This window comes from Paludibacter propionicigenes WB4 (genome assembly GCF_000183135.1).
GTDB lineage: Bacteria > Bacteroidota > Bacteroidia > Bacteroidales > Paludibacteraceae > Paludibacter > Paludibacter propionicigenes.
The window spans coordinates 2,545,127-2,559,293 of record NC_014734.1; the positions used below are offsets into that span (position 1 = coordinate 2,545,127).

Sequence of the window (14,167 nt, forward strand, 5' to 3'; positions counted from 1 at the left end):
CCTGTATCCGGAATGGAGACAGCGAAGCGAAATTTGAAACTTTTTTTATTTTGATTTTATTGTTTGTATTGTATAAATTAAATAAATAATATCAGCGTTAATATGTATTGTGAAATTATTTATATATTTGCACATCAATCGGAAAACTAACTTAACTTTCCATCGGGAATAAGAACCGATTGTCACCCAAATGGTCTGCAAAAGTAATTCATTTCAATAGAATTATCACACAATATGAAGAATTTAAGCCTGTTTTTCGTGTTTTTTGTGCCGATTTTTTGTTTTGGTCAGGTGAATGAAAGTTTTTTGGATGGAAACTTTATAAATAACCCAAATTGGGTTGGCACAACATCCAACTTTTACGTCAATTCCTCTTTTCAGCTTCAATCGAAAGCAAGCACTGAGTCTACCTCTTTTCTTTTTACCCCATCCGAAGCGATAGAAAATGCCACTTGGGAGTGTTGGGTAAAAATGACCACTTCCACTTCAGGAAACAATTATGCCGTCATTTATCTTACGTCCGACAAGAATGATAATACCACAGTTTGCAACGGATATTATGTTCAGGTAGGTGGAACAGCCGATGAGGTGTCGTTGTTCGTGCAGGAAGGAACAAAGAAAACTAAAATAATTGACGGAACGGATGGTAGGACGGTTGGAAATTCGGTGGAGTTGCAAATAAAAGTAACACGTGATGCCGATGGAAATTTTGCTTTATATAGTAAGCTGGCTTCAGAAACAGATTATGTTCTGGAAGGAACAGCACAAAATAAAGTCATAACAAGTAGTTCTTATTTTGGATTGATGTTTGTAAATACAGCGAGTACAGGTTGGAAATATTACTTTGATGATATAGTAGTCAGCGGAACGAAGGCGCAGGATAGGCAAGCTCCTGTCTGGAGGGGGTTAAGTATTGAGCAACCCAATAAGTTGAAACTAAGTTTTTCGGAACCGATGGATTTCAGCTCTGCTGCGTTTAGTGTTGATCAGGGAATGGGAAGTCCTACTTCGCAAGTATATTCTGATGATAAAACTACGCTAGAACTGACATTTGCCACTGATTTTGAAAAGGGTAAACTTTATACGCTACAAACAACAGGATTAGCTGATTTAGCCGGGAATGTTCTTGCAGAAACCAGTCGGAAAATTGGAATTGTAGAACCAAAAGCAGTCGGTGATCTGATTCTGAACGAAGTGATGTTTGAGAATCCGCTGAACTCGCTGGAATATGTCGAACTGTACAACAAATCGGACAAACTGCTGGATGTTTCAAACTTGGTAATCACCACTCGAAAAACCGATGGCACGCTGAACACCGGCAGTAAAGTTCCACAGAAAACATGGTTGCTTCCGCATGCCTATCTGGCTTTGTGTGCCAATGCCGATTCGGTACACAACTATCATCATTGTTCTAATGAAGCTAATATTCTAACAACAAGCAGTTGGTATTCACTCAATAATACTGGTTCTACACTTGTGTTGGCCAATGCCGCTAAAGATACCATTTACGATGAACTTGCTTACAACGTGAGATGGCATAATACGTGGGTGACGAATCCGAAGGGAATTTCTCTGGAACGAAGTGGCTCCGACCTGCCGACACAAAATCAGTTCTCGTGGCATTCCTGCGTTTCCACTTCTACCAACAACGGCACACCCGGATTTGCCAACTCAGTGTATGTTGACACAGAAGCTCCAACCTGGATTTCGATCAACCTCGAACAACCGAATAAATTAGAGTTGGTTTTCTCCGAGGCAATGGATGTAAGTAAGGCTGTGTTTAATCTTGACAATAACTTGGGAGCTCCATCATCCATAACCTTTTCGGACGATAAAAAGTCGATAGATTTGACTTTTGCATCGAACTTTGAGAAAGGTAAAATCTATAAACTGCAACTTTCAGGATTAACCGATTTAGGCGGAAATGCTTTAATCGAAAACTCCAGAAGTATAGGCATTGTGGAACAAAAAGCTGTTGGTGATCTAATCCTGAACGAAGTGATGTTTGAAAATCCGTTGAACTCGCTGGAATATGTGGAGCTTTATAATAAATCGGATAAACTACTGGATGTTTCTAATATCATAATCACCACCCGAAAAACTGACGGCACACTGAATACAGGCAGCAAAGTTCCCCTGAAAACATGGTTGCTACCGCATGCTTATCTGGCTCTGTGTGCGAATGCAGATTCGGTGAGAAATTATCATCATTGTTCTGCGGAAGCCAATATTTTGTCAGCAATCGGAAGTTGGTCGACATTGAATAACGAAAGTTCCACGCTGGTTTTAGCAAGTGCTGCCAAAGATACAATTTACGATGAACTGGCTTACAACACGAAATGGCATAATTCGTGGGTAACGAACCCGAAAGGAATATCACTGGAACGAAGTGGCTTCGACCTGCCAACGCAAAATCAGTTCTCTTGGCATTCCTGCGTTTCAATTTCCACTTATAACGGAACCCCCGGATTTACCAATTCGGTGTATGTTGACACAGAAGCTCCAGTCTGGACAAGTTTTTCGTTGGAACAACCGAATAAATTAAAGCTAGTTTTCTCGGAGGCAATGGATGTAAGTAAAGCTGTTTTTAGCGTTGATAACAACCTCGGGGCTCCATCAGCCATAACCCTTTCGGATGATAAGAAAACTGTTGATTTGACTTTTACATCAAACTTTGATAAAGGAAAAATCTACAAATTACAACTCTCAGGATTAACCGATTTAGGCGGAAATGCTTTAATCGAAAACTCCAGAAGTATAGGCATTGTGGAACAAAAAGCTGTTGGTGATCTAATCCTGAACGAAGTGATGTTTGAAAATCCGTTGAACTCGCTGGAATATGTGGAGCTTTATAATAAATCGGATAAACTACTGGATGTTTCTAATATCATAATCACCACCCGAAAAACTGACGGCACACTGAATACAGGCAGCAAAGTTCCCCTGAAAACATGGTTGCTACCGCATGCTTATCTGGCTCTGTGTGCGAATGCAGATTCGGTGAGAAATTATCATCATTGTTCTGCGGAAGCCAATATTTTGTCAGCAATCGGAAGTTGGTCGACATTGAATAACGAAAGTTCCACGCTGGTTTTAGCAAGTGCTGCCAAAGATACAATTTACGATGAACTGGCTTACAACACGAAATGGCATAATTCGTGGGTAACGAACCCGAAAGGAATATCACTGGAACGAAGTGGCTTCGACCTGCCAACGCAAAATCAGTTCTCTTGGCATTCCTGCGTTTCAATTTCCACTTATAACGGAACCCCCGGATTTACCAATTCGGTGTATGTTGACACAGAAGCTCCAGTCTGGACAAGTTTTTCGTTGGAACAACCGAATAAATTAAAGCTAGTTTTCTCGGAGGCAATGGATGTAAGTAAAGTAACTTTCAGTGTAGATCAGGGAATAAATTCTCCATCGACCATAACCCTTTCGGATGATAAGAAAACTGTTGATTTGACTTTTGCATCGAACTTTGAAAAAGGGAAAATATACAAACTGCAACTCTCAGGATTAACCGACCTGGCCGGAAATGCCTTAGTAGAAACCTTTCGAACTATCGGAATCGTAGAACCGAAAGCTGTGGGTGACCTGATCTTGAACGAAGTCATGTTTGAAAATCCGCTGAACTCGCTGGAGTATGTAGAGCTTTACAACAAATCAGATAAACTGCTGGATGTTTCCAATATCGTGGTTACCACCCGAAAAACCGATGGCACCCTGAATACCGGTAGCAAGGTTCCCCCAAAAACATGGTTGTTACCGCATGCTTATCTGGCTCTGTGTGCTAATGCTGATTCGGTGCGGAATTATCACCATTGTCCCACCGGAGCCAATATCCTGAATGCAACCGGAAGCTGGACGGCACTGAATAATGAAAGTTCCACGTTGGTTTTGGCTAGTGCAGCCAAAGATACGATTTACGATGAATTGAATTACAACGTGAAGTGGCATAACACGTGGGTAACGAATCCGAAAGGAATATCGCTGGAGCGAAGCGCTCCGAATCTGCCAACGCAAAATCAGTTCTCATGGCATTCCAGCGTTTCCACTGCCACCAACAACGGAACTCCAGGATTTTCCAACTCGGTATATGTTGACACGGAAGCTCCGAACTGGATTTCGCTCAACCTCGAGCAACCAAATAAATTAAAGTTAGTTTTCTCGGAGGCAATGGATGTGAGTAAAGCTGCGTTTAGCGTTGATAATAACTTCGGAACTCCATCTTCCATAACGGTTTCGGATGATAAGAAGACTGTTGATTTGACTTTTGCATCGAACTTTGAGAAAGGTAAAATCTACAAACTGCAACTTTCTGGATTGACTGATCTCGCCGGAAATGCCTTGACGGAAACCTTCCGAACTATCGGAATAGTAGAACCAAAAGCGGTGGGTGATCTGATCCTGAACGAAGTCATGTTTGAGAATCCACTGAATTCTCTAGAATATATTGAGATTTACAATAAATCAGACAAACTGCTGGATGTTTCCAACATCGTAATCACTACCCGAAAAAACGACGGCACACTGAATACCGGCAGCAAAGTTCCACTGAAAACATGGTTGCTGCCACACACTTATCTGGCTTTATGCGGCAATGCCGATTCGGTGAGGAATTATCATCATTGTTCTACTGAAGCTAATATTCTAACAACAAGCAGTTGGTATTCACTCAATAATACCGGTTCTACACTTGTGTTGGCCAATGCAGCTAAAGATACCATTTACGATGAACTTGCTTACAACGTGAAGTGGCATAACACGTGGGTAACGAATCCGAAAGGAATATCACTCGAGCGAAGCGGATCGGATCTGCCAACGCAGAATCAGTTCTCGTGGCATTCCTGCGTTTCCACTGCCACTAACAACGGCACACCAGGATTTACCAATTCGGTGTATGTTGACTCGGAAGCTCCAACTTGGACTTTGTTTAGTCTCGAACAACCCAATAAACTGAAACTGGTATTTTCTGAAGGGATGGATGTGAGTAAAGCCGTTTTCAGTGTAGATCAGGGAATAAATGCTCCTACAACCATAACTCTTTCGGAGGACAAGAAGACTGTTAATTTAATTTTTTCATCGAACTTTGAGAAAGGAAAGCTCTATAAACTGCAACTCTCAGTCCTAACAGATCTCGCCGGAAATGCCTTGGCAGAAACCTTCCGAACTATCGGAATCGTAGAACAAAAAGCAGTGGGTGAACTGATTCTGAACGAAGTCATGTTTGAAAATCCGTTGAACTCGCTGGAATATGTGGAGCTTTATAATAAATCGGATAAACTACTGGATGTTTCTAATATCGTAATCACCACCCGCAAGACCGATGGCTCGCTGAACACAGGAAGCAAAGTTCCACAAAAAACATTGATGTTACCGCATGCTTATCTGGCTCTGTGTGCTAATGCTGATTCGGTAAGGAACTACCATCATTGTCCTGCAGAAGCCAATGTTCTTACAGGTACCGGAAGTTGGTATCCACTAAATAACGAGAGTTCCACGTTGGTTTTGGCCAGTGCAGCCAAAGATACCATTTATGATGAGTTGGCTTACAACACAAAATGGCATAACTCATGGGTGACCAACCCGAAGGGAATATCACTTGAACGAAGCGCTCCGGATCTGCCAACACAAAATCAATTTTCCTGGCATTCTTGCGTTTCTACTGCCAATAATAACGGTACCCCCGGATTTACCAACTCGGTGTATGTCGACACAGAAGCTCCAGTCTGGACAAGTTTTACGTTAGAGCAACCTAATAAATTAAAGTTGGTTTTCTCAGAGGCAATGGATGTGAGTAAGGCTGTGTTTACTGTTGATAATAACCTCGGTACTCCATCATCCAAAACTCTTTCGGATGATAAGAAAACTGTTGATTTGACTTTTACATCAAACTTTGATAAAGGAAAAATCTACAAATTACAACTCTCAGGATTAACCGATCTTGCCAGAAATGCCTTAGCAGAGAGTAACCGAAGCATAGGAATCGTAGAACAAAAAGGAGTTGGAGATTTGATACTGAATGAAGTGATGTTTGAAAATCCACTGAACTCTCTGGAATATATTGAGATTTACAACAAATCCGAAAAATTGTTGGATGTTTCGAACTTGGTAGTTACAACCCGAAAAACCGACGGCACGTTGAATCCCGGTAGTAAAGTCCCACCGAAAACATGGTTGCTACCGCATGCTTATCTGGCTTTGTGTGCTAATGCTGATTCGGTTCGGAACTATCACAAATGCTTAGTTGAAAGTAATATCCTAACAGTAACCGGAAGCTGGTCGGCATTGAATAACGAAAGTTCGACCTTGGTTTTGGCTAGTGTTGCCAAGGATACGATCTACGATGAATTGAATTATAATGTGAAGTGGCATAACACGTGGGTGACGAACCCGAAGGGAATTTCACTGGAGCGAAGTGGCTCCGATCTGCCAACGCAAAATCAGTTTTCCTGGCATTCCTGTGTTTCCGCTTCTACCAACAACGGTACCCCCGGATTTGCCAACTCGGTGTATGTTGACACAGAAGCTCCGATTTGGACTTCGCTCAACCTCGAACAGCCGAATAAATTAAAGTTGGTTTTCTCAGAAGGAATGGATGTAAGGAAAGCAACTTTCAGTGTAGATCAAGGAATAAACACTCCTACAACGATATCGATTTCGGATGATAAAAAGAGTATTGATTTGATTTTTACGTCTAACTTTGAAAAAGGAAAAATCTATAAACTACAACTTTCAGGGCTAACAGACCTAGCTGGAAATGCGCTTATGGAAACTACCCGAAGTATCGGAATCGTAGAACAAAAAGCAGTGGGAGATCTGATACTGAACGAAGTGATGTTTGAAAATCCGCTGAACTCTCTTGAATATGTGGAGCTGTACAACAAATCGGACAAACTGTTGGATATCTCCAACCTGGTAGTTACCACCCGAAAAACTGACGGGACACTGAATACCGGTAGCAAAGTTCCACTGAAAACCTGGTTGCTACCACATGCTTATCTGGCTCTGTGTGCTAATGCCGACTCAGTAAAAAATTATCATCATTGTCCTGCCGAAGCCAATATCCTGACTGTAACCGGAAACTGGTCATCACTGAATAACGAGAGTTCCACGTTAGTTTTGGCGAGTGCAGCCAAAGATACGATTTACGATGAATTGAATTATAATGTGAAGTGGCATAATGCATTCGTGAAACATCCAAAAGGAGTGGCGCTTGAGCGTATTAATCCGTCATTACCCACTCAAAGCGCTGCTTCGTGGCATTCGGCAGCTTCCGAAGTAAACTACGGTACACCCGGATACCAAAATTCTCAGTATCGGGATATTTCCGTGAGTGAAGTTGATCCGAAAATTTTCCGAACTGACCCAGAAGCATTTTCTCCGGATAATGATGGGGTAAATGATGTTTGTTTTATACGTTATAAAACCGATACCACCGGATATGTGGCAAATGTGTTAATTCTAAATCAGGTTGGGATGAAAGTGTATCAATTGGCTTCAAGCATTTTACTTTCTTCTGAGGGTTTTCTGACCTGGGATGGACGAACCGACAAGGGTAAGATTGCAAATTCCGGTATTTATGTGCTTTATGTAGAGATGTTTAATCCCCAAACAGGAGCAAAAAAAATCATAAAATTACCTATTGTAGTTTCAACTCGATAATTTTGAAATATTAACGTGTTATTGTCCAACAAATCAGCTATCTTTGCAGCGTTTTTTTAAACTCCTGAGACATAGGGCAGAATAAAAAACCACCTGAAATTGATTTGCGATAAATAATAACCGCGATATTTAAATTTCTGTGTTTGAAAATAATAAGATAAATTATAATCAGAACTAATCCTGTTTCTGTCATTCCATGTTCAGGATTAATTTAAAACTATTGAAATGAAGAAAGTAAGTTATGCATTGGGCTTGAGTTTGGGTAATAACCTGTTAGGAAGTGGTGTTAAATCGCTGGATTATGCTCAGATGGCTAAAGGAATTCAGGATGTTATGGAGCAAAAAGAGCCTGAAATCAGTTATCAGGAAGCTCAAACAATTATCGGTGAATTTTTTCAAAACCTGCAAGCCAAAATGGCTGAAAAAGCTCAGGGCGAAGGTAAAGCCTTTTTGGAAGCTAATGCTAAGCGTGCCGAAGTGACTACTTTGGCCAGTGGATTGCAATACGAAGTATTAACTAAAGGAGAAGGCGCCGTACCAAGCGCAGCTGATTCAGTAAAAGTGCATTATCATGGAACGTTAATAGATGGAACCGTGTTCGACAGTTCGGTAAGTCGTGGCGAGCCGGCTACTTTCGGAGTAACTCAGGTAATCAGTGGTTGGGTTGAAGCATTGCAATTGATGCCTGTAGGTTCAAAATGGAAATTATTTATCCCATCAGACCTCGCTTACGGTGAGCAAGGAGCAGGACAAGCTATTGCCCCTCATTCAACACTGGTTTTTGAAGTGGAGCTACTTGATATAGTGTAACTACAAGAAATTAATCTTAAAAATCATAGAAAAAATAATGAAGAGAAGTATTTTATTAATTGCGGCAGTAGGTTTGACATTGACCTCTGTGAATGCAAAAAGCAAAAAACCTGAAAAAACAGCTGTTGCTCCGGTGATTCAGGAGCCTGTAACAGTTATGACTAACGAAGTGGATTCGATGAGTTATGCATTCGGATTGAATGTAGGAGCAGATTTTTCAAAGAGCCTCAAAGCAATCCCTGGAGGAAAATCAAATATTGATTTAATCATTAAAGGATTTGTAACTGCGTTGAAAGGTGATTCAGCTTTGATGAAAATGGATGCTGCAACAGCTTTTTTCCGTAACTACATTACCAGAGAACAAACAAAGGAACTGGAAGCCCGTAAAACAGCTAATCAGAAGTTTTTGATTGATAATAAGACTGCTGAAGGAGTTCAGACTACTGCCAGCGGATTACAATACAAAGTGTTGACACTTAAAGATGGTCCAAAGCCTAAAGCTACAGACTCGGTAACTGTTCACTATCAGGGATTTTTGGTAGATGGTACCAAATTTGACAGCTCTTTAGATCGTGGCGAACCGGTTACATTTCCACTTAATCAGGTTATTCCCGGTTGGACAGAAGGTGTGCAGTTAATGTCTGTCGGTTCAAAATACAAATTCTTCATCCCTTATAACCTTGGATATGGAGAAAACGGATACGGCAACGGAGCTATTCCCGGATATGCAACTCTTATATTTGAAGTTGAATTACTTTCGATCAAACCGGCAGTTCAAGCTCTGGTAGTCGACGTTAAAGCAAAAAAAGCTGTTACACCCCAAAAAGCTGCTATTAAACCCAAAGTGACTAGTAAAGCTAAGAAATAACTTTGGAACAAAAGAAATAATAGAAATTTATAAAATTGAAAATCAAATGAAAAAACAAGGTATTTTATCGTTGGTAGCTTTGGTTGCCATTTTCTTACTTGCTTCGTGCAGTAAATACGAAGCAAAAACCGTCACTTTGAAAACTCAAAATGACAGTTTGAACTATACACTCGGATTGTTTAACGGAGAGAATCTTAAAAGTTCTTTTTTGAAATCTGATAGCTCGAATAAACCAGTAGCAGCAATGATTAAAGCATTGGATAAAGCGTACAAAAGCTCGGATAAAGGCGAAATGTACACCTTGGGAACCAAAGTGGGAACTGCTATTAAACAACAAAAAGCAAGTGGATTTATGGGCGATTCAACTATTAAATTCAATGAAAAACTGGTTAGACAAGGTTTGGTCAACGGAATCAACGGCTTTGATAAAGGCATGACTTCTAAACAAGCTCAGGACTATATCCAAAAAGCGATGATGAAACGTCAACAGGAAATGATGAAACAACAGATGCAGAGTCAAGGTCAGCAACAAATGCCTCAGGGTCAGGGAGCACCACAACAAGCGCCTCAACAAGCACCACAGCAACCAGTTAAATAATAGTTCAAATAAAAAATAATAAACAGAAAAATGAAAAAACTGAATATATTTATTGCGGTGGCTTTAGTAGCCGCATTTGCGTTTTCTTCATGCAATAGCAACAAACCCCAATTGCCAACATTAAAAACAGAAAATGACAGTTTGAATTATGCACTTGGTGTAGCTTATGGTGATAATCTGAAGACTAATTATGTTAAAGGTGATTCTGCGAAAAAAGCAATCGAATCTATCTTGGCTGGTATAGACGAATCAACCAAAGGTAAACTTGATAAGGAAACTGCTAAAATTGCAGAAGTTGGTACTGAAATCGGAACTGCTCTAAAACAACAAAAGACCAAAGGTTTATTGGGTGACTCAACGCTGAAAGTTGATATCGATTTGATTAAACAAGGTTTAATTAATGGCTTGAAAGGTTCAAAAGTTCAAATGACAGCAATTGAAGCACAAGCTTATTTCAACAAAGCCATGGCTGCTCGTATGGCTGCAAGCATGGAGAAAAAATTTGGTGCGCAAAAAGCCGAAAATGAAAAATTCCTCAAGGAAAATGCAAAAAAACCGGGAGTGATTACTACTGCCAGCGGATTGCAATATCAGGTTATCACTAAAGGTAACGGTCCTATCCCTACTGAAACAAGCAAAGTAAAAGTACACTATCACGGAACTTTGATTAACGGAACAGTATTTGATAGTTCAGTTGACCGTAAAGAACCTGTTGTATTCCCTGTTAATCAGGTTATCAAAGGCTGGACAGAAGTTTTAAAATTAATGCCTGTAGGTTCAAAATATAAAGTATTTGTACCTCAACAGTTGGCTTATGGTGCTACTGATCGTGGTGCTATCAAACCTTTCTCTACGTTGATTTTTGATATCGAATTGATTTCAATAGAAAAAGATGAACCTGCACAACAGCAATTGAGTGCTGAGCAGATTAAACAGCTTCAACAACAAATGCAACAACAAAGAAGATAATTTTTGTTTGTAACTAATTTGGTTAGCCGAAGTGAATTTCACTTCGGCTAATTTTTTTATCAAAAAGACAGTAACTTAAGCTAAAAAACTATCTTTTATCCTAACTTTTGAGATATTCATGAATATAATCTTTCACTTTCCATTTATTATATGTAATTTTGCTGGCTAAATGATAAACTTAAAGGCAGCAGCCGACGTTATTAATTGAATATTCATAAGCATATTATACATAAAACCAAGCATATTAACGACTAACATCAGCAACCATGGAAAAGATAGACCAATTAGACCGCAAGATTTTGCAAATTATCACTAAGAATGCTCGTATGCCCTTCAAAGATGTGGCTGAAGAGTGTGGAGTTTCACGAGCAGCTATTCATCAACGTGTTCAACGATTGATTGATATTGATGTTATCACAGGTTCAGGTTACAATGTGAATCCTAAGATGCTCGGATTCCAAATGTGTGTTTATATTGGAATAACCCTTGAGCGTGGCTCGATGTACAAAGAAGTTGTTGACGAGCTAGAAAAAATTCCCGAAATTGTAGAATCGCAATATACTCTTGGTTCGTATACCATCCTGATTAAACTTTACGCTAAAAATGACATCCATTTGATGGAATTGCTTAACGGAAAAATTCAGGAAATTCCCGGAGTAGCAACCACCGAAACACTTACTTCGCTTGATCAACGAATCAAAAGAACTATTCCGATAGAATAATGGGTAGTTTATAAAATGTGTTTTATAGTCAGAGGTTCAGTGTTCTGACTCAATTAATATTAAAATATATCGTTTACTTGTTTACCCGTTTACTTTCATGTAAACGTAACTTGTAACACGTCACTTGAAAGAAAAAATGGAAACAGTTGTTAGCGGCATCAGGCCGACCGGAAACCTTCACTTAGGAAATTATTTTGGCGCATTGCGCAATTTTATCAGCATGCAGAATGAGCATAATTGCTATTTTTTTATTGCCGATTATCACTCACTTACCACGCATCCTACACCGCACGATTTGCATGGAAATGTCCGTCAGATTTTGGTGGAATATCTGGCTGCCGGTCTTGATCCTGAAAAATCAACTCTCTATATTCAAAGTGATGTCCCTGAAGTTGTTGAATTATATTTGTTCCTGAATATGAATGCTTATATCGGTGAGTTGGAACGTTGTACTTCATTTAAAGACAAGATTCGCCAGCAGCCGGAAAACGTAAATTCAGGACTGTTGACCTACCCAACGCTTATGGCCGCGGATATTCTTATTCATCGGGCTACTAAGGTGCCAGTTGGAAAGGATCAGGAACAGCACTTGGAAATGACTCGTACTTTCGGAAATCGTTTCAACAGATTATATAATGTGGACTATTTCCCCGAACCGCAAGCTTTCAATTTTGGTAATGAACTGGTAAAAATACCCGGACTGAATGGAAGTGGGAAAATGGGAAAATCGGAAGGAGAAGGAAATGCCATTTATTTGGCAGATGAACCGGAAGCTATTCGTAAGAAGGTGATGAAAGCTGTTACTGATGCGGGTCCAACCGAACCTAATCAGGCTAAGCCGGAAGCTATTCAGAACATTTTCCAATTAATGAAAGTGGTATCGGCTCCTGAAACGCTGGCTTTCTTTGATGAGCAGTACAATACTTGTCAGATTCGCTATGGAGATATGAAGAAGCAGTTGGCACAGGATATGATTGCTTTTACAGCACCGTTCTACGAGCGAATTAAAGAGATTTCAAGCAACGAAGAGTACATTTCCAAGGTTGCACGTATGGGCAAAGAAAAAGCGCAGGAAAGCGCAGCTAAGACCATTCGTGATGTGCGCGAAATAATCGGATTTAAGCGTTTCTAAAGAAATTTTTCCAGATAGATATAGAGCCTGTTCTTTTTGAGAACAGGCTTTTTTAGCAATTATAGCATTAATATCTCATTCGGTAGAATTCTATTTCAATATAAAACGTTCTACTACTTCGGCTACACCATCGTTGTTATTGGAAGCTACTATCACATCGGCCTCGTGTCGAAGTTCGGGAGTAACATTATCTACCCAAACTCCCAGTCCGGCATATTGAATCATGGAAAGATCATTTCCGGCATTGCCAACTGCTATTACTTCGTGTTGTTCAATGTCTAGTTTTTTTGCAAGGAAATCAATGCTGGCAGCTTTATCGATACCGTGTGGCATTACTTCCAGAAAGAATGGTTTGGAACGAGCCACGCTCAAGTCGGTGCGTTCTGCTTTTAGCTTTTTCTCTACCTGTCTGAGGAAGGAGGGATCTTCAAGCAAAATACATTTGACCGCGGAACCGGTAATTTCGCTTTTAAAGGAAGGTACTTTGTGGTGGGGAATGCCTGTGAGGTTCAATTCCACGTCGATGTATTCCGAATCGGTTTCGCTCACTATTCCTTTGTTGGAATAGGTGATAATGTGCACGTTATTGGTAATGCTAAAATCGTACAAGCTGTGAATTTCATCGCGTGTGAGGTTTTTCTGAAACAAAATTTCATTGTTTTTCATCGACGTAACCACAGCTCCGTTGAACGAAATGAGGTATGAATCGAAGGAGGCAAGCTGAAGTTCCTCGGCATATTGCAGCATGGCTTGCGTGGGACGACCGGAAGCTAACACTACTTTTACGCCTTTTTCTTGCGCTTCGGTCAATAGTTTTTTGTTGCGGGAGGAAATACTGTGATCATCCCGAAGCAAGGTATCGTCGAGATCGAGAACCAGCATTTTATAGTCAACTTCAAACGTTTTTGAAGTCTCCGTTTCATCGTAATTTGACATTGTCGAAAGTTGTTTTAATTTCGGTGCAAAGATACGGTATTAATGAAGAATTCGCAATGTATCATTGATAATTAAACCGCTTTGATTCATGAATATAAAATAATCGAAAGAGCTTGTTTCGAATCGGAAACAAGCTCTTTCTTTAAATCCCTTTAGGAATTTGGTGTTTTATTTATACAGACAAAGATATGGGGTATCTTCGGTACATTTTACTTTGAATTTTACATCTTTTGCTACCACGAAACTTTCAAATTTTTTGTAAGTCTTCCATTCTGTTTCGTCAGGTTGCTGAATAGTGAGTTGGCCGGAAATCACAGTCATAACTTCAACGGTACCCGTTCCGAATTCATATTCGCCTGCTGCCATTACACCTACTGTTGCAGTTCCTTCATTTGATTCCAACCCGATAGAAACCACTTTTCCATCAAAGTATTGATTTGTTTTAAACATAAGATATTGCTTTT

Annotated in this window: 9 protein-coding genes; 7 read left to right on the plus strand and 2 right to left on the minus strand. The window is 40.0% G+C overall.

Features of this window, described 5'->3' with window-relative positions:
• Nucleotides 1–234: 234 nt before the first annotated feature.
• The 7 genes from PALPR_RS10510 (at nucleotide 235) to trpS (ending at nucleotide 12,767) form a co-directional block, all read left to right on the plus strand.
• Nucleotides 235–7,668, plus strand: coding sequence for a lamin tail domain-containing protein (locus PALPR_RS10510; protein ID WP_013445604.1), 7,434 nt, complete (start codon nucleotides 235–237; stop codon nucleotides 7,666–7,668).
• 219 nt (nucleotides 7,669–7,887) lie between these two features.
• Entirely contained in the window at nucleotides 7,888–8,478 is a 591-nt protein-coding gene (locus tag PALPR_RS10515) for a BamJ family beta-barrel-assembly machinery protein (RefSeq protein ID WP_336433309.1), read from the plus strand.
• Nucleotides 8,479–8,515: 37 nt separating this feature from the next.
• Nucleotides 8,516–9,346, plus strand: a complete 831-nt coding sequence (locus PALPR_RS10520) for a BamJ family beta-barrel-assembly machinery protein (protein WP_013445607.1) — start codon at nucleotides 8,516–8,518, stop codon at nucleotides 9,344–9,346.
• A gap of 46 nt (nucleotides 9,347–9,392) precedes the next feature.
• Nucleotides 9,393–9,944, plus strand: a complete 552-nt coding sequence (locus tag PALPR_RS10525; protein WP_013445608.1) for a hypothetical protein — start codon at nucleotides 9,393–9,395, stop codon at nucleotides 9,942–9,944.
• A 30-nt stretch (nucleotides 9,945–9,974) separates the two neighbouring features.
• A complete protein-coding gene (locus PALPR_RS10530) occupies nucleotides 9,975–10,913 on the plus strand; it encodes a BamJ family beta-barrel-assembly machinery protein (protein WP_013445609.1) in 939 nt (312 codons plus the stop codon).
• A gap of 266 nt (nucleotides 10,914–11,179) precedes the next feature.
• Entirely contained in the window at nucleotides 11,180–11,635 is a 456-nt protein-coding gene (locus PALPR_RS10535; RefSeq protein ID WP_013445610.1) for an AsnC family transcriptional regulator, read from the plus strand.
• A gap of 136 nt (nucleotides 11,636–11,771) precedes the next feature.
• Nucleotides 11,772–12,767, plus strand: coding sequence for a tryptophan--tRNA ligase (trpS, locus tag PALPR_RS10540; protein ID WP_013445611.1), 996 nt, complete (start codon nucleotides 11,772–11,774; stop codon nucleotides 12,765–12,767).
• A gap of 90 nt (nucleotides 12,768–12,857) precedes the next feature.
• Here the strand turns inward: trpS and PALPR_RS10545 are convergent, their stop codons facing one another.
• Together PALPR_RS10545 and ppnP are read right to left on the minus strand one after the other, a co-directional pair.
• Nucleotides 12,858–13,703: a Cof-type HAD-IIB family hydrolase gene (locus PALPR_RS10545; RefSeq protein WP_013445612.1), complete on the minus strand. Its 846-nt coding sequence runs from the start codon at nucleotides 13,701–13,703 to the stop codon at nucleotides 12,858–12,860.
• Nucleotides 13,704–13,871: 168 nt separating this feature from the next.
• The gene (gene ppnP / locus PALPR_RS10550; RefSeq protein WP_013445613.1) at nucleotides 13,872–14,153 is read right to left on the minus strand and encodes a pyrimidine/purine nucleoside phosphorylase; all 282 of its coding nucleotides are present in this window, start codon (nucleotides 14,151–14,153) and stop codon (nucleotides 13,872–13,874) included.
• Between the last annotated feature and the right edge of the window lie 14 nt (nucleotides 14,154–14,167).

Bases quoted from the DNA above. Each gene is read 5' to 3' on its own strand.
- PALPR_RS10510 (WP_013445604.1), top strand. From the start codon at position 235: ATGAAGAATTTAAGCCTGTTTTTCGTGTTTTTTGTGCCGATTTTTTGT.
- PALPR_RS10520 (WP_013445607.1), top strand. From the start codon at position 8,516: ATGAAGAGAAGTATTTTATTAATTGCGGCAGTAGGTTTGACATTGACC.
- PALPR_RS10525 (WP_013445608.1), top strand. From the start codon at position 9,393: ATGAAAAAACAAGGTATTTTATCGTTGGTAGCTTTGGTTGCCATTTTC.
- PALPR_RS10530 (WP_013445609.1), top strand. From the start codon at position 9,975: ATGAAAAAACTGAATATATTTATTGCGGTGGCTTTAGTAGCCGCATTT.
- PALPR_RS10535 (WP_013445610.1), top strand. From the start codon at position 11,180: ATGGAAAAGATAGACCAATTAGACCGCAAGATTTTGCAAATTATCACT.
- trpS (WP_013445611.1), top strand. From the start codon at position 11,772: ATGGAAACAGTTGTTAGCGGCATCAGGCCGACCGGAAACCTTCACTTA.
- PALPR_RS10545 (WP_013445612.1), bottom strand. From the start codon at position 13,703: ATGTCAAATTACGATGAAACGGAGACTTCAAAAACGTTTGAAGTTGAC.
- ppnP (WP_013445613.1), bottom strand. From the start codon at position 14,153: ATGTTTAAAACAAATCAATACTTTGATGGAAAAGTGGTTTCTATCGGG.